Raw genomic sequence first — 23,068 nt, 5'->3', positions numbered from 1 at the left:
GGCACGGAGCCGCGTTATGCTCGGCGCCGCGGAAGATCCTGCAAGCCGACGCTTCCCCTCAGACATCACCAGGAACTCGCTGATGCGCATCGTCAATGTCGCCGCCGCCCAGATGGGCCCGATTCAGAAAGCCTACAGCCGCGAGGCCGTGGTCAAGCGCATGATCGCGCTGATGGACGAAGCCAAGAGCAAGGGTGCCGACCTGATCGTCTATCCCGAGCTGGCGCTGACGACGTTCTTCCCGCGCTGGTACGTCGAGGACCGCGCCGAGTTCGACATCTGGTTCGAGCGCGAAATGCCGAACGCGGCGACCAGGCCGCTGTTCGAGCGCGCGGCGCAGCACGGAATGGCGATGAATTTCGGCTATGCCGAGCTGACGCCCGATGGCCACCACTTCAACACCGCGATCCTGACCGACAGAACCGGCAGGATCGTCGGCAAATACCGCAAGGTGCATCTGCCTGGCCATGTGGAATACGACAGCAAGCGCTCGCATCAGCACCTGGAGAAGCGTTATTTCGAGCCGGGCGATCTCGGCTTCAAGGTCTGGCGCGAGCTCGGCGGCATCATCGGCATGGCGATCTGCAACGATCGCCGCTGGCCCGAGACCTATCGCGTCATGGGCCTGCAGGGCGTCGAGATGGTTCTGATCGGCTACAACACGCCGTCCGTGAATGCGGAGAAGAGCGAGGAGGGCGTCGAGAAGCGCCTGTTCCACAACCGCCTTTCGGTGCAGGCCGGCGCCTATCAGAACGCGACCTGGGTGGTCGCCGTCGCCAAGGCCGGCGTCGAGGACGGTCATCCCCTGTTCGGCGGCAGCCTGATCGTCGATCCCAATGGCGAGATCGTCGCCGAAGCCAAGAGCGAGGACGACGAGGTGCTGGTCCACGCCTGCGACCTCGATGCCACCTCCTTCGGCAAGACCACCATCTTCGATTTCGCCCGGCATCGCCGCATCGAGCATTACGGTCTGATCACCAGCCAGACCGGCGCGGTGCCGCCGCCGGAGAAGTGACGCCGATGGCCGACAAAGGCATTTCCTTGCGTGAGCTCGATCCGCGCGATCGCTACAAGCTGCTGTGCGGCGTGGTAGTGCCGCGGCCGATCGCGCTGGTGACGACGCTGGATGAGAACGGGGCGGTGAATGCCGCGCCGTTCAGCTTCTTCAACGTGTTCTCCGAAAGCCCCGCGCTGATCGTGCTCGGCCTGCAGCACAAGCCGGATCACTCGCCGAAGGACACCACCCGCAACATCCATCGCGACGGCGAGTTCGTGGTGCACATGGTGGACGAGGCGCTGTCGGTCGCAATGAACGACTGCGCGGTCGATTTCCCCTCCGGAGACAGCGAGGTCGCCGCGACGGGCCTGGCGACGCTTCCCTCCGTCGACGTGAAGGCGCCGCGTCTCGCCGCGGCGCCCTTTGCGCTGGAATGCCGGCGCCATGTCGTGCTGACCTTCTCGCCCGATCGCGAGCTCCTGGTCGGCGAGATCTTGCGGGTTCACGCCCGCGAGGGCCTGGTCGATACCGCCAGCATGTATGTCGATCTCGACGCCTATCGGCCGATTGGCCGCATGTTCGGCAATCTCTACACCACTCAGCGGGATACGTTTGCCCTTGTCCGCGAGAGCCATGCGCAATGGCTCGCGCGCCAGGGTGCCAAAGAGCTGAAGGACGCCTAGTGAGCCGAGAACTGCACCGTACCCAGCGCCATGGTAACGGCCGCCTGCGTCGGGTCGATGACGGGAATCCGCAGCGCGTCTTCCAGCGCACGGCGGTGGCGCGCCATGCCGGCGCAGCCCATCACGACGGCGCGGGCGCCGTCCTCGTCGCGCAGCGCGCGGCCGACCTCGATCATCTTGGCGAGCGTACCTTCGCCCGAAGCGGTTTCGGCGACGCTCATGTTCAGCGGCCGCTCGCCGGAGAAGCGGTCGGTCAGGCCCATCTGCCTGAGATAGCGCATGTGACGCGGGATCGACCGCTGGGCGATCGCGATGACGCCAAAAGTCTCCGCGCGGGAAAGCGCCGTCAGCACGCCGCACTCGGCGATGCCGAACACGGGGCGGTCGGTGCCTTCACGGCAGACCTGAAGCCCGGGATCGCTGTAGCAGGCAATGACGAAGGCGGCCGAGCTGTTGTCGCTTTCGACCAGCTTTCGCAGCGGGATCGCAACGCTATCGGCGTCCGCCTGGCTTTCGATGCCGAACGGACCCTCGGCCAGCGTCTGGCAGACCACTTCCGGCCCGCCCTCGAAATCGAGCGGCTTCAACGCGTCCTCCAGCCCCTGCGTGACCTTGTGGTTGGAGTTCGGGTTGATGACGAGAATGCGCGGCCGGGACATGATGGACTTCCTGCGAAATTGAGAGAACGTGCCTTGAGCCTATCACGGAGTGCCTCATGACTGAACCAGCTTACGACCTGATCATCCGCGGCGGCCGCGTCGCCACCACGACCGACGTCTTCGAGGCCGACGTCGCCATCTCCGGCGAGACCATCGCGGCCATCGGCCGCGGGCTTTCGCCCGCAAAGCGCGAGATCGACGCACGCGGCAAGCTGGTGCTGCCCGGCGGGGTCGACAGCCATGCCCATATCGAGCAGTTGTCGGCCGCCGGGATCATGAACGCTGATACGTTCGAGAGCGCGACCGTCTCTGCCGCCTTCGGCGGCACCACCACGGTGATTCCGTTCGCGGCTCAACATGTCGGCATGAAGCTGCCTGAGGTCGTCGAGGATTATCACGCACTGGCGAAGAAGGGTGCGGTGATCGACTACGCCTTTCACATGATCATTGCGGACGCGACCAAGGAGACGGTCGAGGAACACATTCCCGCACTGGTGAAGCAGGGCCATGCCTCGATCAAGATCTTCATGACCTATGACCGCCTCAAGGTCGACGACGAGCCGCTGCTCGACATCCTGCTCGCGGCGCGCCAGTCCGGTGCGATGCTGTGCGCCCATGCCGAGAACCACGGCATCATCGCCTGGATGGTGAAGCGGCTGCTGTCGCGCGGCTACACCATGCCGAAATACCACGCCGTCAGCCACGCCCGCGTGTCGGAGGCGGAAGCCTTCACCCGGCTGATCGGCATGGCGGCGCTGATCGATCAGCCGATCATGATCTTCCATGTCTCGACCGCCGAGGGCGCCAAGGTGATCCGCGACTCGCGAGGACAGGGGCTGAAGGTCTTTGCCGAGACCTGCCCGCAATACCTGTTCCTCACGGCCGATGATCTGGATAAGCCCGGCGCCGAAGGCGCCAAGTGGATGTGCAGCCCGCCGCCGCGCACGCATGCCGACCAGGAGGCGCTGTGGCAGGCGCTCTCGCTCGGCGATCTCCAGACCATCTCGTCGGACCACGCGCCGTATCGCTACGACGAAACCGGCAAGCTGCGCGCCGGCCCCAATCCCAACTTCAAGCAGGTCGCCAACGGGCTGCCGGGCCTGGAGCTGCGGCTGCCTCTGCTGTTCGATGCGATGGTGTCGAAGGGCCGGCTCGGCCTGGAAAAATTCGTCGAGCTGACCGCGACCGCCCCGGCAAAGATCTACAACCTGCATCCGCGCAAGGGCTCGATCGCGGTCGGCGCCGACGCCGATATCGCGATCTGGGATCCGAACCGCGAGGTCACCATCGCCGACGAGATGATGCACGACCTCACCGGCTACACGCCGTTTGCCGGCCGCAAGCTGAAGGGCTGGCCGGTCTCGGTGCTCTCGCGCGGCCGCGTCATCGTCGAGGGCAACAAGTGCCTCGCGAGTGCCGGCAGCGGAAAATTCCTGGCGCGCAGCGGCGGCGAGGCGGCCAGGCCCACCGGCCGGCTCGTTGCCGACATGGATCCGGAACGGAATTTTGGAGCAAAGCTGCTGTGACGGTGGATCGCGCGCGATGAGGATCGTCATTTTCGGCGGCACCGGCTTTGTCGGCCTCAATCTGGCTGAGGTGCTGCTCGCGCGCGGGCATGAGGTGACGCTGTATGATCGTAAGCAACTGCCGGCTGGAGCGGAGCGATCCTTTGCCGACTACCGGGAGCGGCTCACGATTATTCAGGGCGAGATCTCGGACGTCGAGAGGATCGAAACGCTTGTAAAGCAGGGCTTTGACGCGATTGTCCTTGGCGCTGCCATAACTGCCGGGGATCAGCTCGAGCGGTCCACGACCTCGAGCATTCTCGAGATCAATGTGATGGCTCAGTTCCCGATTCTGAGCGCTGCGATCCGCCGCGGTGTTCGGCGTGTGATCAATCTGTCGTCAGCATCTGCCTATGGAGCCGCGGGGCAACGCTATCCGATATTGGACGAGGAGACGCCGTGCGATCCCGTCTCCTTCTACGCCATCAGCAAATTCACGTCAGAGAGATCCGTGGCGCGGCTTGCCGAGTTGTGGGGAGGCGATTTTCTGAGTGTGCGCTTAAGCGCAGTGTTCGGTCCGTGGGAACGCATCGGGAAGGTGCGCGATACGCCAAGCCTCCAGTTTCAGATTCTAGCCGCATTCGCTCGCGGCGAACCGGCGCTGCTGCCGGCGCCAGGCATCAAGGATTGGACCTACGCGCCGGACGCTGCCGAGGCCGTGGCTGTGCTGATCGAAGCTGAGCGACCGCGCCACCGGCTCTACAACATCTCCAGCGGCACGGCCTGGTCGGCGTTGCAATGGGGCGAGGCTTTTGCGGCCCTGCATCCCGGGCTGGAGTGTCGGCTGGCGGAGCCGGGCGAGAAGACCTTCATCAAGCTTCATGGCGGCGATCGCGCGCCGCTCTCAGTAACGCGAATGGCCGACGAATTCGGCTGGCGCGCGCGGTTCGGCTGTGCGGAGTCGGCTGCCGCGATGAGCGCCTGGTGGATGCAGCACAAGGAGGGGATCTGAGATGCGGCTGCAGGGGCGCACGGCCATCATCACCGGCGCAGGCTCGGGCATCGGCCGCGCCAGCGCAAAACTGTTCGCGGAGGAGGGCGCGCGCCTTGCTTTGGTCGATCGTGACGCCGCGGGCCTCGAGGAAACGCTGAGCCTTATCGGCGAAGCGACGACGCATATCGGCGACGTCGGCGATGGCGCATTCGCCGAAACCGTCGTCGGCGACGTCGTGGCCCGGCATGGCCGGCTCGATATCCTCATGACGGCGGCTGGCTTCTCCTGTGGTGGCACGGTGCTCACGACGAGCCTGGACGACTGGGACGCGGTGTTCCGCGCCAATGTCGGCGGCACCTGGCTGTGGGCGCGGGCCGCGGTGCCGCAGATGCAGCGGCAGAACAGCGGCTCGATCATCACGCTGGCATCGCAGCTCGCCATTGCCGGCGGCAAGGGTAACAGCGCCTATATCGCCGCCAAGGGCGCGATCGTCAGCCTGACGCGGACCATGGCGGTCGACTTCGCCACCGACGGCATCCGCGTCAACGCGATCGCGCCCGGCGCGATCGACACGCCGATGCTTCGCCGCAGCTTTGCCCGTCACGCCAATTCCGAGCAAGTGCGCGAGGCCTCGCGCAACCGCCACGCCATGAAGCGGTTTGGCGTGCCTGAGGAGATCGCGCAGACCGCGCTGCATCTCGCCAGCGATGCCTCGTCGTTCACGACCGGCACCGTGATGGTGGTTGACGGAGGCTGGCTCGCCGCATGAGTGAGGCGCTGGCCCAGCTCGAAGCCGACATTCGCGCCGATCTCGCGATGATCGCGCATCCCGGCGCGGCGTGGCTCGAACCGAAAGCGGGGCCAGACGGCAAGCCGGCGCTGGATGTTCTCATCGTCGGCGCCGGCCAGTCCGGCATCGCCATCGGCTTCGGCCTGCTGCGCTCGCGCGTCAGCAACATCCTGCTGATCGACAAGGTCGAAGAGGGCAAGGAGGGCCCGTGGCTCACCTACGCCCGGATGCCGACGCTCCGCAGCCCGAAGGACTACACCGGGCCCGACCTCGACATCCCCGGCCTGACGTACCAGTCCTGGCACGAGGCCCGCTTCGGCAAGGCGAGCTGGCAGGAGCTCGGCCTGATCGCGCGCGAGCATTGGGCGGAGTATCTGCTCTGGCTGCGGCGCGCGGTCGGCTTGCCGGTGCGCAACGATTGCGAGCTCAAGGAGATCGCGCCGGCGGCTGACGGCCTGCTCGCTGCGCGCGTGAAACGGGCAGCAGAGGTCGAAACGCTCTATGCCCGCAAAATCGTGCTGGCGACAGGGCAGGAGGGCATGGGCGGCTGGATGATTCCGGAGCAGCTGGTGCATCTGCCGGCGAGCTCTGTTGCAACCGTCGCCGACGACATCGATTTCGAAAGCCTGCGCGGCAAGCGCGTCGCCGTGATCGGTGCCGGCGCCTCCGCTTTCGACAATGCGGCGACTGCGCTGGAGGCCGGTGCCGCTGAAGTGCACCTGCTGTGCCGACGCGCGCAGATCCAGGTGATCCAGCCCTATCGCTGGCTGACCTTTCGCGGCTTCCTGCGCCATCTCAGCGATCTCGACGATGCCTGGCGCTGGCGCTTCATGCGCAAGATCCTCGAGATGCGGGAAGGATTTCCGCAGCCGACCTATGACCGCTGTGCGCGTCACGCCAACTTCACACTGCACGAGGGCGCGCCGGTCGAAGCCGCGCGCAAGACCGATAACGGCGTTGAACTCCAGACGCCGCGCGGCGCCATCACCGCCGATTTCGTCATCTGCGGCACCGGCATCGACATGGACTTTGCCGGCCGCGGCGAGCTCGCCCAATGTGCCGGCAACATCGCGACCTGGGCCGACCGCTACCAGCCGCCGGAAGACGAACGCAACGAACGGCTCGGCCGCTTTCCCTATCTCGCCGACGACTATGCCTTCACCGAGCGCGAGCAGGGAATGACGCCGTGGATCGCCGACATCCATCTGTTCGCCATCGCCTCGACCATGAGCTTCGGTCCGTCGGGATCGTCGATCAATGCGATGACGACGGCCGTTCCAAAGCTGGTCCACGGCCTGACGCGCGGCCTGTTTCGCGCCGATGTCGAACGGCACTGGGATTCGCTCAGCGCCTATGACGTGCCGCAGGCGGTGGTGACGCGTCAGGCGCGAGAAATGGGGGAATCGCTGTGATCACCCATGCGCCGTCACGACCTCGCGTCCCCCGAAATGTCCGATCGGACTGGCGCGCAACTTGCTTCCTTCTGAACCTGCCTTGCTGGCGTTCTCGTTCGAAATTCAGGGAAAAACCAATGCGTTTTGTGTCTTTCAGACTGGCGACCTCAGTTCTCGCCACCACTGCGCTGCTGCTCATCGCCACTGCGCCGTCGCAAGCGCAAACCAGGGCAGAGACCTTGCGCTACGTCACCGGCGCCTCCGTCAACACGCTCGATCCCAACATCCCCGGCTCGACCCGCGAATCCTTCGCGTTGAGCATGAGCACCTATGACCGGCTGGTGGCATTCGGCCGCAAGCAGCTCAACGGCAAATGGGTGTTCGACCTCGACACGATCACCGGCGAGCTCGCCGAATCCTATGACGTCAGTCCCGACGGACTGAAGATCACCTTCCGCCTGCGCAAGGATGCAAAGTTCCAGGACGGCTCGCCTGTTACGGCCGAGGATGTCAAGTGGTCGCTCGACCGCTGCGTCACCGCGCCGATCCTCGGCAAGGCGCAGTTGCTCACGGGCTCGCTGACGTCGGCCGATCAGTTCAAGGTGATCGATCCCCTCACCATCGAGGTGACGCTTCCCAAACCCGACAAGCTTGCGCTGCCTAATCTTGCCACCGTGTACCCGATGATCATCAACTCGAAAGTGGCGAAAGAGCACGCGACGGCTGACGATCCCTGGGCCACGGCCTGGCTGAAGGAGCACACCGCCGGCAGCGGCGCCTATGCGGTCGAGAGCTTCAAGCCGGGCGAGCAGGTGATCATCAAGCGCAACGAGGCCTGGAACCGGGGATCGCCCGGCAAGCCGGCGTACTTCAAGCGCGTCATCGTGCAATCGGTGCCGGAGCCGGCGACCCGCGCCAACCTCGTCGAGCGCGGCGATGCCGATCTCGTGCTCGACCTGCAGGCCAGCGACGTGCAGTCGCTGGAGGCCAAGGGCAAGCTCAAGGTAATCTCGACGCCGCAATACAATGCGGTCACCTACGTCTCGATGAACAACCAGATCCCGCCCTTCGACAACGTCAATGTCCGCCGCGCCATCGCTTCCGCGCTGCCCTATGAGGACATGTTCAAGGCGGCCCTGTTCGGCCGCGGCGCGCCGCTGTTCGGCGCGACCTGGCCGGACGGCAAGCCGGCGAACGGCATCTATCCGTTCCAACAGCCGGTGAAGATGGATCTCGACAAGGCCAGGGAATACCTCAAGGCTGCAGGTCTGCCCGAAGGCTTCTCGACCACCTTCAGCTTCAATGTCGGCCAGGCCTCGACGGCCGAGCCGATGGCCGCCCTCGTCAAGGAGTCTCTTGGCAAGATCGGCATCAAGGTCGACATCCAGAAACTGCCGGACGCGCAGATGTCGACGCAGATCAACGAGAAGAAGCTGCCGTTCTTCACCGAAGGCATCGTCGCCTGGCTGCCGTCGACCGACTATTTCTACCGCAACTTCTACACCGGCACTCAGCGCTGGAATTACTCTTCGATCAACAATCCGGACCTTGCCGCGATTGCGCAGGAGGCCCGCTTCGAGCCCGATAAGGCCAAGTACGAGGAAGCCGGCCGCAAGCTCAACGCGATGCATGTCGACCTGATGCCGCAGATCATGCTGTGGCAGCCCAATCAGGACGCGGTGATGGCGCCGTCGATCGAAGGCTACACCTATGAGTTCCACCGCCAGGTGGATTATCGCGATGTCAGCCGCAAGTGACATCCGCGGCGAGCAGGGACGCTGAATGGTGACGACCGGTCTTGGTGCAACGATGGTGCGGGCGGGCAGGCGGCTCTTGTCGTCGCTGCCGGCACTGTTCGGTGTGCTGGTCTTCACCTTCCTGTTGATGCGCGTCCTGCCCGGCGACCCCGCGGTGTTCTTCGCCTCGGGGCCCAATGCCGGCAAGGAGGAGATCGAGCAGATCCGCAAGCAGATGGGGCTCGACAAATCCGTGCCGGAGCAGCTCGTGTTCTATCTCTCCGACATCGGCCACGGCAATCTCGGCCGCTCGATGATGACGGGACAGCCGGTGCTGAAGGACCTGCGCGAGCGATTGCCGGCTTCGCTGGAGCTCACCTTCACCGCACTGCTGATCGCGCTCATCGCGGCAGTGCCGCTTGGGGTGCTGGCGGCGCTGCGGCCGGGATCAATCATCGATCACGGCGTGCGGCTGTTCTGCGCACTCGGCGTCTGCGTGCCGACCTTCGTCTCGGGCCTGCTCTTGATCTATGTCTTCTATTATCTGTTCGGGCTGGCCCCTGATCCGACCGGGCGCATCGACGTCTTCACCTCGCTGCCGCCGCAGCGCACCGGCTTCCTCTCGATCGATTTCCTGCTCGCCGGCGACGTCGAGGGCTGGTGGGCGGCCTGCAGGCAGTTGATCCTGCCGGCGGTGAGCATGGCGCTGTTCGTGATCGCGCCGCTGGCGCGGATCACGCGGGCCTCGATGCTGGTCTCGCTCGGCAGCGATTTCGTGCGCACTGCGCGCTCGGTCGGATTGTCCTGGCGCAAGGTGGTCGTCACCTATGCGCTCCGCAATGCGATCCTGCCCGTCATCACCATCGCCGGCATCGTGTTCTCGACCATGCTGGGCGCCAACGTGCTGGTGGAGAAAGTGTTCTCCTGGCCGGGCGTGGCCTCTTATGCGCTCGACGCGTTGCTGTCCTCCGACTATGCGCCGGTGCAGGGTTTCGTGCTGCTGATGGCCAGCCTGTTCGTGCTGGTCAATCTCGTCGTGGACATCTGCTACGGCATCGCCGATCCCAGGGTGTCGATCGAATGACCAGCGCCACACTTCGCCATTCGGTCTGGATCCTGCGCGGCAATCCGCTCACGGCGGTGGCCGCGGCCGGGGTGACGCTGTTCGTCCTGGTCGCGATCTTCGGACCGTGGATCGTGCCCTACGATCCCGTGGCCTCGAACGTGTCGGAGGCCCTGCTGCCACCGAGTGCGGCGCACATTGCCGGTACGGACCAGCTCGGCCGCGACGTGTTCAGCCGTCTCATCATCGCTGCACGGCTCGACCTTGCCATCGCAGTCTCCGCGGTCGGAATCTCCTTCGTGATCGGGGCCGTGGTCGGCGCGTTCTGCGGCTATGCCGGCGGACGGCTTGATCGCGCCGTCGGCCGCTTCGTCGACGTGATGATGGCGTTTCCGCTGTTCGTGCTAGCGATGGCGATGGTCGCCGCGCTCGGCAACCGGATCGAGAACATCGTGATCGCGACCGCGATCATCAATCTTCCGTTCTACATCCGCTTCGCGCGCGCCGAGGTCAACGTCCGCCGCAATGTCGGCTGGGTCGAGGCTGCGCGCGCCTGCGGCGAGAGCCATTTCTCGGTGGTGCTGCGCTTCCTGCTGCCGAACATCCTGCCGGCGATGGCGGTGCAGATCTCGCTCAATCTCGGCTGGGCCATTCTCAATGCCGCCGGCCTGTCGTTCATCGGTCTCGGCGTCAAGCCGCCGACGCCGGAATGGGGCATCATGGTCGCGGAAGGCGCGCGCTTCATCTCCACCGGACGCTGGTGGCTGGTGGCCTTTCCCGGCCTCGCACTGATGCTGGCCGTGCTGTGCTTCAACCTCCTCGGCGACGGCATGCGGGACATTCTCGATCCCCGGATGCGCACATGAGCGAGGATCTGCTCAGGATCGACGACCTCCACGTCGCGTTCTCGACGCGGCGGGGCATGGTCGAGGCCGTGCGCGGCGTCACGCTCACCGTCAAGGCCGGCGAGATGCTCGGCCTCGTCGGCGAGAGCGGCTCGGGCAAGTCGGTTACCGGCTTTGCGACGACGCGGCTGCTCGATGCAGCCGGCCGCGTCACCGGCGGCAAGATTCTGTTCCGTGGGCAGGACGTCACCAAGCTCCGCGGCGATGATTTGCGACAGCTGCAGGGCGCCGCGATGTCGATGATCTTCCAGAATCCGCGGGCGGCGCTCAATCCGATCCGCGCGATCGGCCTGCAGATCGCGGACGCGATCCTCACCCACAAGCGTATCTCGAAAGAGGCCGCGCGTGCCGAGGCGCTGGACCTGCTGCGCGCCGTTCAGATCCGCGATCCCGAGGCGCGGATGAACGCCTATCCGCACGAGCTCTCCGGCGGCATGTGCCAGCGCGTCATGATCGCGATCGCGATCTCCTGCAATCCTGCGCTGTTGATCGCGGACGAGCCGACCACCGGCCTCGACGTTACCACGCAGAAGGTGGTGATGGATCTGCTGGCAGACATTGCCGCCGCGCGAGGCATGGCCACGATCCTGATCACGCACGACCTCGGCCTTGCGGCACGCTACTGCCGCCGCATCGCCGTGATGGAGCGCGGCCGCATCGTCGAGGAGGCGAGCCCCGGCATTCTCTTCAGCGCGCCGCAGCACGCCTATACGAGGCGCCTGGTTGCGGCGTCGCCGACGGCGACGTCACGGATCGAAGATCTCGTGACGGAGGAGGACAGAGAGCGTTACGCCAACGTCGTCACCAGACCCAGGCAGGAGCGAGCGCACGGCACGCCGCCGCTCCTGGAAGTGCGCAAGCTCGCCAAGCGTTTCGATCAGGGCTCCGCCGCGGTTGCCGACTTCTCGATGACCATGGCGGGCGGCGAGAGTGTCGGGCTGGTCGGCGAGTCCGGCTCGGGCAAGAGCACGACCTCGCGCATGATCTGCCGCCTGATCGATCCGAGCGAGGGCGACATCGTGTTCGACGGGCAGTCGATCGGGCACGTGGCGGCGCGCGATTTCCACCGCTCGCCGTTGCGCAAAGACATCCAGATGGTCTTTCAGGACCCGAACGAGAGCCTCAACCCGCGCTTCACGGCGTTCGATTGCATCGCCCATCCCTTGATGCGGCTCGACGGCATGCGCGCGGGCGAGGCCCTGCGCAAACGGGTGGAAGAGTGCGCCGAGCGGGTCGGACTGCCGCTCGATCTGTTGCCGCGGTTTCCGCATCAGCTCTCCGGCGGGCAGAAGGCCCGCGTCGGCATTGCCCGCGCCATCGCCTGCCGGCCGCGGCTGCTGGTGCTGGACGAGCCGACCGCCGCGCTCGACGTCTCGGTGCAGGCGGTTGTGCTGCAGCTGCTCGATCGCCTCAGGCGCGAGAACGACATTGCGCTGCTGTTCGTCAGCCACGATCTCAATGTCGTGCGCATGCTGTGCGACCGCACCATCGTGCTGCGCAACGGCGGCATCGTGGAGCAGGGCGAGAGCCGGGCGCTGTTTGACAATCCAAAGACCGACTACACGCGCAAACTGGTCGAGGCGATCCCGCATATCGAGACCGGGCCGACGCTGGCGGCCGCTCTGTGAACCCCGAACTCGTATTCCTGGGCCGCCAAATGGCGAGATCCCGCTGGCGAAGCCGCATTTAGTGGCATACCATTTGCTTGCAAATGGGTTCGGTTTCACTTGCCCTTTGCCAATGAATAGCTGGCATCACGGCATCTCTGGGAGGACTTCATGGATCGCAGGACGGTATTGAAGGGACTGGCTGGCGCGGGCAGTCTGGCGTTGACGGGTGGCCTGTCGGCCCCGGCGATCGCCCAGGGTGCGGCGGCGCGCACCCTGCGATTCGTGCCCCAGGCCAATCTCGCCAATTTCGACCCGATCTGGGGCACGCAATATGTCGTGCGCAATGCCGCCGCGATGGTCTGGGACACGCTCTACGGCATCGATTCCTCGTTCCGGCCGCAGCGGCAGATGGTCGAGTCCGAGGAAGTGACCGACGACGGCACCACCTGGACGTTCAAGCTGCGGCCCGGCCTCAAATTCCACGATGGCGAGCCGGTGCTCAGCAAGGACGTCGTGGCAAGCCTGACGCGCTGGTCGGCGCGCGATCCGATGGGCCTGATGATCAAGGCGCTCCAGCAGGAGCTCACGGCCGTCGACGACCGCACCTTCAAATGGGTGCTGAAGCAGCCTTTCCCGAAATTGCTCTATGCGCTCGGCAAGAACAATTCGCCTTGCAGCTTCATCATGCCGGAGCGCATCGCGCAGACCGATCCGTTCAAGCAGATTTCTGAATATATCGGCTCCGGTCCGCTGAAGTTCGCCAAGAGCGAGTGGGTCCCCGGTGCGAAGGCCGTGTTCGAGAAATTCGCCGACTATTCACCGCGGCAGGAGAAGGCGTCCTGGCTTGCTGGCGGCAAGCAGGTGATGGTCGACCGCGTCGAGTGGGTGATCATGCCGGATCCGGCAACCGCGGCGGCCGCGTTGCAGAACGGTGAGATCGACTGGTGGGAGAACCCGATCGCGGATCTCGTTCCGGTTCTGAAGAAGAACAAGAATATCAGCGTCGATATCGGCGATCCCCTCGGCAATATCGGCTCGTTCCGCATGAACTTCCTCTATCCGCCGTTCAATGACGTCAAGGCGCGGCGTGCGGTGCTGATGGCGCTCAGCCAGGAAGACTACATGCGCGCGATCGTCGGCGACGACAATTCGCTGTGGAAGCCGCTGCCCGGCTTCTTCACGCCGGATACGCCGCTCTACACCGAAGTGGGCGGCGAGATCCTGAAGGGCAAGCGCGATCTGGACGCCGCCAAGAAGCTGCTCGCCGAGAGCGGCTATTCCGGCCAGCCGGTGACCTGCCTCGTCGCGCAGGACCAACCGATCACCAAGGCAATGGGCGACGTCACCGCCGACCTTCTCAAGAAGCTCGGCATGAATGTCGATTTCGTCGCAACCGATTGGGGCACCGTCGGCTCCCGCCGCGCACAGAAGACGCCTCCGGGACAGGGCGGCTGGAACATGTTCCACACCTGGCACGCAGGCGCGGATTGCGTCAATCCGGCTCCCTACACCGCCATCCGTGCCAACGGCGACAAGGCCTGGTTCGGCTGGCCCACCAGCGCGGCCACCGAAAAGGAGGTCGCCTCGTGGTTCGAGGCCAAGAACGTCGACGAAGAGAAGGCCGCCATGGGCCGCCTCAACAAGGCGGCGATCGATGACGTCGTCTACGCGCCCACGGGTTTCTTCCTGAGCTACACCGCCTGGCGCAAGAACGTCTCCGGCGTTGCCAAGGGACCGCTGCCGTTCTTCTGGGGCGTGTCGAAGTCCGCATGATCGTGCGCTGAGGCCAGATGCTCTCCTACATCCTCCGTCGCATCGTCGCGACCTTGCCAGTCATGGCCATCGTCGCGCTGTTCGTGTTCAGCCTGCTCTACATCGCGCCCGGCGATCCGGCCGTGGTGATCGCGGGCGATCAGGCAAGCCCGGAGGATGTGGAGCGCATCCGCCAGAGCCTCGGGCTGGACCGGCCCTTCCTGGTCCAGTTCGGAGGCTGGGTCTGGCGCATCCTGCACGGCGATCTCGGCACCTCGATCTTCACCAACCTGCCGGTCTCGACGATGATCGGGCAGCGTCTCGGACCGACGCTGTCGCTGATGATCGTCACGCTGCTGCTGACGATCGTGGTGGCGGTGCCGCTCGGCGTGGTGGCGGCATGGAAGGCCGGCAGCCTGATCGATCGCGTCATCATGGGCTTTGCCGTGTTCGGATTCTCGCTGCCCGTCTTCGTGGTCGGCTACATGCTCGCCTACATCTTCGCGCTGGAGCTGGAATGGCTGCCGGTGCAGGGCTACACGCCGCTGGCCCAGGGTTTCTGGCCATGGCTGGAAAACCTGATCCTGCCGGCGATCGCGCTCGGCTGCGTCTACATCGCGCTGGTCGCCCGCATCACGCGGGCAGCCATGCTCGAAGTGCTGCAGCAGGACTATATCCGCACCGCCAAGGCCAAGGGCCTCGGGCAGGGCGGCATCCTGTTCATTCACGCGCTGAAGAACGCGGCGGTGCCGATCGTCACCGTGATCGGGATCGGCATCGCGCTGCTGATCGGCGGGGCGGTCGTTACCGAGAGCGTGTTCGCGATCCCCGGCCTCGGCCGCCTCACCATCGATGCGATCCTGCGCCGTGACTATCCGGTGATCCAGGGCATCGTGCTGCTGTTCAGCTTCGTCTACGTCCTCGTCAATCTGATGATCGACGTCGTCTACACGCTCGTTGACCCGAGGATCCGCTATTGACCGACACCACCGTTAATCCGCATTCGCTTCCGGCCGGCCTCGTCCTTGCGCCGCAACTGCCCGAGATCCTGCGGCCGGTCAGGATACGGCGCGGCTTCGTCGGCCTCCTGCGCGGCCACCCGACGGTCGCGATCGGAGGCGCGCTGCTGCTGATGCTGGTGCTGATCGCGATCTTTGCGCCATACCTCGGCACGGTCGATCCGACCGCGCTTGCGCCCGCCAAGCGCACCCGCGCGCCGTCGGCCGATTTCTGGTTCGGCACCGACGTGCTCGGCCGCGACATCTATTCGCGCGTGCTGTTCGGCGCGCGCGTCTCGCTCACGGTCGGCCTGTCGGTCGCGATCTGCGCCTCGGCGATCGGCCTTGCCATCGGCATGGTCTCCGGCTTCATCCGCTGGGCCGACGGCATCCTGATGCGGTTCATGGACGGGCTGATGTCGATTCCGCCGATCCTGCTGGCGATCGCGCTCATGGCCCTGACGCGCGGCAGCGTCGGCAACGTCATCCTGGCGATCACCATCGCCGAGATTCCGCGCGTCTCGCGCCTCGTCCGCAGCGTCGTGCTGTCCTTGCGCGAGCAGCCCTATGTGGACGCGGCCGTGGCCTGCGGCACGCGCACGCCGATGATCATCCTGCGCCACATCCTGCCCAACACGGTTGCGCCGATGCTGGTCCAGGCAACTTACATCTGCGCCAGCGCCATGATCACGGAGGCGATCCTGTCCTTCATCGGCGCCGGCACGCCGCCGACCATCCCGTCCTGGGGCAACATCATGGCCGAGGGCCGCGCGCTCTGGCAGGTGAAGCCCTACATCGTGTTCTTCCCGGCGGCGTTCCTGTCCGTCACCGTGCTCGCCGTGAATCTGCTCGGCGACGGTCTTCGCGATGCGCTGGACCCGCGCATGGCCAAAAGCCTGTGATGTTGTCTGTGATGGATCGAGGCTGATTGCGATGGCTTTGCTCGAAGTCGAGAACCTCCAGACCCATTTCCGCACGCCCGGCGGCATCAACCGCGCGGTCGACGGGGTATCCTTCCATATCAACGAGGGTGAGACGCTCGCCATCGTCGGCGAGTCCGGTTGCGGCAAGTCGGTGACGTCGATGTCCTTGATGCGGCTGATTCCGGAGCCGCCGGGCCGGATCGCAGGCAGCATCCGCTTCGCGGGCAGGGATCTGCTGAAACTGTCCGATCGCGAGATGCGCGCGATCCGCGGCAACGACATCTCGATGATCTTTCAGGAACCGATGACGAGCCTGAACCCGGTGCTCACCGTCGGCCGCCAGATCCGCGAGACCTTGATGATCCATCAAGGCCTCGACAAGCAGGCGGCGGAGGCGCATGCGGTCGAGATGCTGACACTGGTCGGCATTCCCGAGCCGAAACGGCGCGTCGGCGAATATCCGCACCAGCTGTCCGGCGGCATGCGCCAGCGCGTGATGATCGCGGTCGCGCTGGCCTGCAATCCGAAGCTTCTCATTGCAGACGAGCCGACAACCGCCCTCGACGTGACAATCCAGGCGCAGATCCTCAAGCTGATGCTGGACCTGAAGCGCCGGGTCGGCGCCGCCATCATCCTGATCACCCACGATCTCGGCGTCGTCGCCGAGATTGCCGAGCGTGTCATGGTGATGTATGCCGGCCGCAAGGTCGAGGAGGCGCCGGTGGCCGAGCTGTTCCGTTCCCCGCGCCATCCCTATACGCAGGGCCTGTTAGGCGCGGTGCCGAAGCTCGGCTCTTCGCTTGCGGGCACCGCGACGCGGCTCGCCGAGATTCCCGGGCAGGTGCCTGATCTGCGCAAGCCGATCACGGGCTGCGTCTTTGCCGGGCGCTGTGCGCTCGCGACCGATCTGTGCCGCCAGTATGCGCCGGGGCTGGAAGAGAAGGGCCCCCGCCACATCGCTGCGTGCCATTACGCCGCCAAGGGAGCGATCGCGGCATGAGTGTTCCGCTGCTCCAGGTCAACGACCTCAAGAAGCACTTTCCGATCAACAAGGGCCTCTTCGGACGGCAAACCGAATTCGTCTACGCGGTGGACGGCGTCTCCTTCGAGATCGCGCGCGGCGAGACGCTGTCCCTGGTCGGCGAGTCCGGCTGCGGAAAATCGACGGTCGGCCGCGCCATCCTGCGACTGTTCGAGATCACCTCGGGCCAGGTCATCCTCGATGGCCAGAGGATCGACGACGCAGCACCTGGCACGATGCGCCAGATGCGCCGCCGCGTGCAGGTCGTGTTCCAGGACCCGTTCTCCAGCCTCAATCCGCGCATGCGTGTGCGCGACATTCTCGCCGAGCCGATCCGCAATTTCGGCCTCGCCAAGTCCGCAGAGGATCTCGAGGTCCGTGTCACATCACTGATGGACACGGTGCGCCTGCCGCGCGAGGCGCTGAACCGCAGGCCGCACGAATTCTCCGGCGGCCAGCGTCAGCGCATTGGCATTGCGCGGGCGCTGGCTGCCGAGCCCGAGCTGATCGTCTGCGACGAGGCGGTCTCCGCGCTGGACGTTTCGGTCAAGGCGCAGCTCGTCAATCTACTGCAGGATCTGCAGCGCGAGTTCGGGCTCGCGCTGCTCTTCATCAGCCACGATCTTGCCATCGTCGAGCACATGACCCATCGCGTCGCCGTGATGTATCTCGGCAAGATCGTCGAGGTGGCTCCGCGCCGCGAGATCTTTGCCGCGCCAAGGCATCCCTACACCAAGGCGCTGCTTTCGGCCGTGCCGCTGCCGGAGCCCGGAGCCCAGCGCAATCCCATCATCCTCAAGGGCGACGTGCCGAGCCCGATCAATCCGCCGAAGGGATGCCGCTTTCACACCCGTTGCCCGTTCGTGTTCGATCGTTGCCGGACCGAGGAGCCGACGCTGCGCGCGACGGGACCCGAGCAGTGGGTGGCGTGTCACCTGGAAGAGGCTGCGCCGGCAGTCAGCGGTTAGGGACCTGACGCCAGTCCGCGTCGCACACCGCGCCGACGCTGGGCAGGTGCCTGGATGGCGGGCGCAACTGACATCGGGTGATGATTACATTATGCCCCTGTTTTGCCCGACGAGTCAAAATCCACCGCCGATCCGGGTCGGCATTGGCCTCGGATGCGAGGTCGCGCGGTGCATCGGAAATTCGTAAGCGAAAACAAGCCCCGTTCTACTGTGCATGGGGTTGTTTTCGCACTTTGTCGTGGCGGACCCTCAACCCTGCCGGCGCAGGAAGCCGGTGATCGTCACCTTGTCCCAGATGCCGGCCGCGGCAAACGGATCGGCGCGATTGAAGGCCTCGACCTCGCTACGGCTAGGGGCCTCGATCAGGAACAGGCTGCCGATCATGGTCTGGCCGTCGTCGGAGACGAGCGGACCGGACATCACGATCTTGACGCCGAAGCGCGAGGTGTCGCTGAGGAAAGCCTTGTGGGCGTCGTAATTGGCGAGCCGCGTCGGCAACGCGCCGGTGCGGTCGAGGGCGTGAATGGCGAACAGCATGCTGTCTCCGTTTCTTGGCTTCATTCTTGGGACGGCCGCGGGCTGCGGCCGTCCGGTCCTGATGTGGGGGGATGGCCTACTTCGCGCTGAGCTTGCCGGCGTCCTCGAAGGTGGGGCAGGTCCGCTGCTCCAGCGGCACGTCGAACGGCCCGTAATTGTCCTTGGTGATCACCGTCGGCTTCAGCACGATCTCGCTGATGACAGGCTGGCCCCGCAGGGAGCGGATTGCCATCATGGTGCCGAGGCAGCCTTGCGCAAAGCCGTTGTAGTCGCCGCTCGCCAGCAGTTTGCCGGACTTGATCGCGTCGATCGCCTCCTTGGTGCCGTTGATGCCGATCACCTGCGCCTTGCGGTTGGCACCGTCGAGCGCCTCGATCGCGCCGACCGCCATGGCATCGTTGGCGGCGAGCACGCCGTCGATCTGCGAATTCGACTGCATCAGGTTTTCCATGACCTGGAGCGCCTGCAGCCGCTGATAATTGCCGGGCTGCGAAGCCAAAAGCTTGGCGCCGGGGGCTTCCTTCAGCGCGTCGTTGAAGCCGCGGACGCGGTCGACATTGGTTAGCGAGCCCTTGACGCCTTCGATGATGACGATGTTGCCCTTGCCGCCGAGCGTCTTCAGCAGGAAGCGCGCGGTCTCCAGCCCAAGGCTGTAATCGTCGGCGCCGACGAAGGACAGGAACTTGCCGCCGGCCGAACGGTCGGTGATGTTGACGACCGGGATCTTGGCTTCGTTGATCTTCTCGACGCCCGGCACCATCGCCTTGTAGTCGACCGGCGTGAACACGATCGCGCTCGGCTTCTTCACCACGACGTCCTCGATCTGACTGAGCTGCTCGGGAATCGAGTCCGGCTTGGTCGGGATGTATTGCAGCGTCTTCGCGTTCAGCACCTTCGCCATGTTGTCGGCGCCGACCCGCACCGTCTGGAAGAACGGATTGGTCTGGTTCTTGGTGAAGACGGCGATGGTCTCGCCGTCGGCACGCGCCGCAGTGGTGAGCGCAGTCGCCATCAGCAGCGGCAGCGCCACATAGCCAATTGTCTTTCTCATATTGCCTCCATCCCTCATTTTGCTTGTTGGATTGCTGGAACTCATTGCGCGCGGCGGCGGGTCTTCATGTCGAGCCAGACCGCGAGAATGACGATGACGCCGGTGACGAGCGGCTGCCAATTGGCGCTGACCGCGAGCAGGTTCATGCCGTTCAGCACCAGGGTCAGTATCAGCGCGCCGATGAAGGTGCCGAACACGGTGCCGACGCCACCGAACAGCGAGGTGCCCCCGATCAGAACGGCCGCGATCGCCGGCAGCGTCAGGCTCTCGCCGATATCGGCCTCGGCCGAATTGAGCCGCGACAGGAAGATGATCGAGGCAAGTCCCGCCATGGTGCCTGAGACCGCGTAGACCAGCAGCAGGCGGCGCGCGACGGGAATGCCTGATAGTCGTGCGGCGACAGGATTGGCGCCGATCGCGTAGATCTCCTGGCCCCAGACCGTGCGCTGCGCGAAGAACGTCCCGATGCCGAGGAACACCAGGAGCAGGTAGACCGGAATGGGCAGGCCGAACAGATAGCCGCTGCCGATCTGGCGGAAGCCGGCCGGGAAGCCGTGCAGGGTCTCGCCCGCCATGTACCAATAGGTGAGGCCGTTCAGCACCCAGAGCATGCCGTAGGTGGCGATGAAGGAGGGGATGCGGAGCGCCGTGACCATGACGCCGTTGATCAGGCCGACGAGCCCGCCGCAGGCAAGTCCGGTGAGGATGCCGAGCGCAGGCGAACCGGTCGTGTGGATCACGGTACCGGCGAGGCAGGCGGACAGCGCGACATTGGCGCCGACGGAGAGATCGAGGCCTGCGGTCAGCACCACCAGCGTCAGGCCGGAGGCGATGAAGAAGGTCAAGCTTGCCTGCCTCAGCACGTTGAGGATGTTGCCGAGGCTCAGGAAGGAATCGCTGAGCACGGCCAGCACCGCGCAGATCAGGAAAGCCGCGAGCAGGCGATAGAATAGCTGGACCGCGTCCTGCGACAGGAAGGAGCGGGGCGGCGCCATGGCGCCCTTGGTGATGTCGGTCATGTGCGGCTCCTGAGGCCGTCGAGGAACAGGGCAACGATGACGAGCACGCCGACGCTGGCGACCTGCACCGAGGAGGGGAGCGAGATCAGGTTCAGGCCGTTGCGCAACACGCCGACGGAAAGGACCCCGAGCAGCGTACCGAGTAGCCAGCCATTGCCCCGCTCGAACGAGGTGCCGCCGACGGCGACGGCCGCGATGGCATCGAATTCCAGGCCGAGGCCGGCGGTGGGATGGCCGGAGTTCATGCGTGCGGTCATCAACAGGCCTGCGATTCCGGCCATGGCGCCACCGATCGCGTAGACCGCGATCAGCAGCCTGTTGGGCGAGAGCCCGGCATAGCGCAGCGCCTCGCGGTTGCCGCCGAGGGCGAAGATGTAGGTGCCGAAGCGGGTGTGATAGAGCAGGCCGTGAAAGGCCGCATATGTCACCAGCGCCATCACGATCGGCACGGGAATGCCGAGCAGCGTCGCCGAGTAGATGTCGCGCACGCTGTGGGGAATGCCGACCACGCTCTGGCCGTCGCTGACGATCAGCGACAGGCCCTGCGCCATGCCGAGCGTGCCGAGCGTCGCGACGAAGGGCGGTATGCCCAGAATGGCGACCAGCCAGCCGTTCGCAACACCAAAGGCCGTACCGACCAGAAGGCCGGCGCCAAGGCCCAGCAGCATCGACTTGGTCGCAAGCGACACGATAGCGACGCAGAGCGAGGTCAGCGTCAGCACCGCGCCCATCGACAGGTCCAGCCCCTCCGTCATGATGATCAGCGTCATCGGCAGCGCGAGCATGGTCAGGATGGTCGACTGCACCAGCACGTTGGAGAGGTTGGCGACCGATAGGAAGCCGGGCGCGATCGCGCTGAACAGCGCGATCAGCAGCACCAGCACCATGGCAACGCCGGGAATGCGCTGCAGTGGATTTGGTTGAGCGACGACCGCGGCCTCACGCATGATGCATCCCCAATCGCACGATATTCTCCTCGGTCAATTCGCTGCGTGTCAGATGTCCGGCGATGCGTCCCTCGCGCATCACATAGGCGCGGTCGCAGACATGGCAGATCTCGACCTGCTCGGACGAGATCATCAGGGCCGCCGCGCCGTCCGCCACGAGGCGGTCGATCAGCGCGAAGATCTCCGACTTGGCGCCGATGTCGATGCCCCGCGTCGGCTCGTCGAAGATGAAGAGTTTTGAGCCGGCGGCGAGCCATTTGCCGATCACGACCTTCTGCTGGTTGCCGCCCGAGAGCAGGCCGACGGTCTGGCGTGCGCTTGGTGTCGCGATGCGGAGCTGCCGGATCAGACCGTCAGCGGTACGCTGGGCCGAGCGTTGGTCGAATAGCCCGCTCGGAAACAGCTTTTTCAGCGCCGACACCACCAAATTGTCGCTGACGGATCGCAGCAGCGCGAGGCCTTCGCTCTTGCGGCTTTCGGGGATCAGCGCGATGCCGCGACGGGCGGCGAGATCCGGCTCGCCGGAAATGCTCTTACCATCGAAGATGATCTCGCCCGAGGTCACGGGGTCGGCGCCGAAGATGGCGCGGGCGACCTCGCTGCGGCCGGAGCCGACCAGGCCGCATAGCCCGACGATCTCGCCCCGGCGCACCTCGATGTTGATGTCGGAGATGCCGGTGGGCGCGGAGAGGCCCTTGACCTGGAGCAGCACCTCGCCGGGCTTGTCGGCGAAATGGCGCGGATAGGTCATGTCGACGTTGCGGCCGACCATCATGCGCACGAGCTGGTCCGGCGTGACGTCGGCGGGCCGGACGCCGTCGATGCGGCGGCCGTCGCGCAGCACCGTTATGCGATCGCCGAGCGCGAACACCTCGGCCATGCGGTGCGAGATATAGACGATCGAAACGCCGTCGGCCTTCAGCCGCGCAATCAGCGCGAACAAGAGCTCGGTCTCGCGGTCGGACAGTGCCGCGGTCGGCTCGTCCATGACGAGGATGCGGGCGTTCTGGCTGATCGCCTTGGCGATCTCGACCATCTGCTGCTGGGCGACGCCGAGCTTGTCGACGGTGGTGGCGGGATCGATGTCGAAGCCGATGGTGTCGAGCACGCGCCTTGCGTCAGCCAATATCCTGCGGCGGTCGATGGTGCCGGGAATGCGGCCCTTCGGCTCGCGGCCGAGGAAGATATTCTGGGCGATGTCGAGATGGGGGACCAGCGAGAATTCCTGGAAGATTACGGCGATGCCGAGCTTCTGCGCATCGGCAGTCGAGGAGATCGCGACCCGCTCGCCGTTGTAATAGAACTCGCCCGCGTCGGCGCGATATGCGCCGCACAGCACCTTCATCAGGCTCGACTTGCCGGCGCCGTTCTCGCCCAGCAGCATATGGACTTCGCCGGGGTAGACGGCAAAGGACACGTCGTCGAGCGCCTTGACGCCCGGAAACTCCTTGCTGATGCCGCGCAGTTCCAGCAGCGGCGTGGGCGAGGTGACCTCGATCGGGAGCGCGTCGCTCAT

At 65.4% G+C, this 23,068-nt stretch carries 21 protein-coding genes; 15 read left to right on the top strand and 6 right to left on the bottom strand.

What is annotated here, in order from left to right; genetic code table 11:
* Positions 1-82: 82 nt before the first annotated feature.
* Together I6F31_RS24495 and I6F31_RS24490 are read left to right on the top strand one after the other, a co-directional pair.
* Entirely contained in the window at positions 83-1,015 is a 933-nt protein-coding gene (locus tag I6F31_RS24495; RefSeq protein WP_225186239.1) for an N-carbamoyl-D-amino-acid hydrolase, read from the top strand.
* 5 nt (positions 1,016-1,020) lie between these two features.
* Complete coding sequence (locus I6F31_RS24490; protein WP_225186238.1) at positions 1,021-1,680, top strand: flavin reductase family protein; 660 nt, start codon at positions 1,021-1,023, stop codon at positions 1,678-1,680.
* Here the strand turns inward: I6F31_RS24490 and I6F31_RS24485 are convergent.
* Complete coding sequence (locus I6F31_RS24485) at positions 1,677-2,339, bottom strand: aspartate/glutamate racemase family protein (RefSeq protein WP_036005298.1); 663 nt, start codon at positions 2,337-2,339, stop codon at positions 1,677-1,679. The genes I6F31_RS24490 and I6F31_RS24485 overlap by 4 nt on opposite strands.
* Before the next feature lie 56 nt (positions 2,340-2,395).
* Here I6F31_RS24485 and hydA point away from each other — a divergent pair, with 56 nt between their 5' ends.
* The 13 genes from hydA (at position 2,396) to I6F31_RS24420 (ending at position 17,998) form a co-directional block, all read left to right on the top strand.
* Positions 2,396-3,865, top strand: coding sequence for a dihydropyrimidinase (gene hydA / locus I6F31_RS24480; protein WP_225186237.1), 1,470 nt, complete (start codon positions 2,396-2,398; stop codon positions 3,863-3,865).
* A 16-nt stretch (positions 3,866-3,881) separates the two neighbouring features.
* Positions 3,882-4,856, top strand: a complete 975-nt coding sequence (locus I6F31_RS24475; protein ID WP_225186236.1) for an NAD(P)-dependent oxidoreductase — start codon at positions 3,882-3,884, stop codon at positions 4,854-4,856.
* Between the two features lies 1 nt (position 4,857).
* Positions 4,858-5,607 carry an SDR family oxidoreductase gene (locus I6F31_RS24470; protein ID WP_225186235.1) on the top strand — a complete coding sequence of 250 codons (750 nt, stop codon included), beginning with the start codon at positions 4,858-4,860 and terminating at the stop codon, positions 5,605-5,607.
* Positions 5,604-7,040, top strand: a complete 1,437-nt coding sequence (locus tag I6F31_RS24465) for an NAD(P)/FAD-dependent oxidoreductase (protein ID WP_225186234.1) — start codon at positions 5,604-5,606, stop codon at positions 7,038-7,040. The genes I6F31_RS24470 and I6F31_RS24465 overlap by 4 nt, the downstream gene beginning before the upstream one ends.
* A 119-nt stretch (positions 7,041-7,159) precedes the next feature.
* Positions 7,160-8,779 (top strand): ABC transporter substrate-binding protein, encoded by a 1,620-nt coding sequence (locus tag I6F31_RS24460; RefSeq protein WP_036023574.1) that lies wholly within the window; start codon positions 7,160-7,162, stop codon positions 8,777-8,779.
* A 28-nt stretch (positions 8,780-8,807) separates the two neighbouring features.
* Positions 8,808-9,842: an ABC transporter permease gene (locus tag I6F31_RS24455; RefSeq protein ID WP_036005288.1), complete on the top strand. Its 1,035-nt coding sequence runs from the start codon at positions 8,808-8,810 to the stop codon at positions 9,840-9,842.
* Entirely contained in the window at positions 9,839-10,687 is an 849-nt protein-coding gene (locus tag I6F31_RS24450; protein ID WP_036005271.1) for an ABC transporter permease, read from the top strand. The genes I6F31_RS24455 and I6F31_RS24450 overlap by 4 nt, the downstream gene beginning before the upstream one ends.
* Positions 10,684-12,354, top strand: coding sequence for an ABC transporter ATP-binding protein (locus tag I6F31_RS24445; RefSeq protein ID WP_225186233.1), 1,671 nt, complete (start codon positions 10,684-10,686; stop codon positions 12,352-12,354). The genes I6F31_RS24450 and I6F31_RS24445 overlap by 4 nt, the downstream gene beginning before the upstream one ends.
* A gap of 150 nt (positions 12,355-12,504) precedes the next feature.
* Positions 12,505-14,109 (top strand): ABC transporter substrate-binding protein, encoded by a 1,605-nt coding sequence (locus tag I6F31_RS24440; protein WP_109145850.1) that lies wholly within the window; start codon positions 12,505-12,507, stop codon positions 14,107-14,109.
* Between the two features lie 17 nt (positions 14,110-14,126).
* Entirely contained in the window at positions 14,127-15,068 is a 942-nt protein-coding gene (locus I6F31_RS24435) for an ABC transporter permease (protein ID WP_225186232.1), read from the top strand.
* Entirely contained in the window at positions 15,065-15,988 is a 924-nt protein-coding gene (locus I6F31_RS24430) for an ABC transporter permease (protein ID WP_036034858.1), read from the top strand. Before I6F31_RS24435 ends, I6F31_RS24430 begins: the two co-directional genes overlap by 4 nt.
* Before the next feature lie 31 nt (positions 15,989-16,019).
* Complete coding sequence (locus I6F31_RS24425) at positions 16,020-17,009, top strand: ABC transporter ATP-binding protein (RefSeq protein ID WP_225186231.1); 990 nt, start codon at positions 16,020-16,022, stop codon at positions 17,007-17,009.
* Entirely contained in the window at positions 17,006-17,998 is a 993-nt protein-coding gene (locus I6F31_RS24420; protein ID WP_225186230.1) for an oligopeptide/dipeptide ABC transporter ATP-binding protein, read from the top strand. The genes I6F31_RS24425 and I6F31_RS24420 overlap by 4 nt, the downstream gene beginning before the upstream one ends.
* 249 nt (positions 17,999-18,247) lie before the next feature.
* Here I6F31_RS24420 and I6F31_RS24415 read toward each other — a convergent pair whose 3' ends face one another.
* The 5 genes from I6F31_RS24415 to I6F31_RS24395 all read right to left on the bottom strand — a co-directional run bounded on the left by I6F31_RS24415 (position 18,248) and on the right by I6F31_RS24395 (position 23,068).
* Positions 18,248-18,535: a YciI family protein gene (locus I6F31_RS24415; RefSeq protein WP_036005205.1), complete on the bottom strand. Its 288-nt coding sequence runs from the start codon at positions 18,533-18,535 to the stop codon at positions 18,248-18,250.
* Positions 18,536-18,611: 76 nt separating this feature from the next.
* Entirely contained in the window at positions 18,612-19,586 is a 975-nt protein-coding gene (locus tag I6F31_RS24410) for a sugar ABC transporter substrate-binding protein (RefSeq protein ID WP_036005202.1), read from the bottom strand.
* A gap of 41 nt (positions 19,587-19,627) precedes the next feature.
* Positions 19,628-20,605 (bottom strand): ABC transporter permease, encoded by a 978-nt coding sequence (locus tag I6F31_RS24405; RefSeq protein WP_036005199.1) that lies wholly within the window; start codon positions 20,603-20,605, stop codon positions 19,628-19,630.
* A complete protein-coding gene (locus I6F31_RS24400) occupies positions 20,602-21,552 on the bottom strand; it encodes an ABC transporter permease (RefSeq protein WP_225186229.1) in 951 nt (316 codons plus the stop codon). The genes I6F31_RS24405 and I6F31_RS24400 overlap by 4 nt, the downstream gene beginning before the upstream one ends.
* Complete coding sequence (locus tag I6F31_RS24395; protein WP_225186228.1) at positions 21,545-23,068, bottom strand: sugar ABC transporter ATP-binding protein; 1,524 nt, start codon at positions 23,066-23,068, stop codon at positions 21,545-21,547. The genes I6F31_RS24400 and I6F31_RS24395 overlap by 8 nt, the downstream gene beginning before the upstream one ends.

It is taken from the genome of Bradyrhizobium sp. NBAIM01, from assembly GCF_020194115.1.
Lineage (GTDB): Bacteria > Pseudomonadota > Alphaproteobacteria > Rhizobiales > Xanthobacteraceae > Bradyrhizobium > Bradyrhizobium yuanmingense.
The sequence above is the reverse complement of the archived record's forward strand: the minus strand, read 5'-3'. Positions and strand labels throughout refer to the sequence as shown.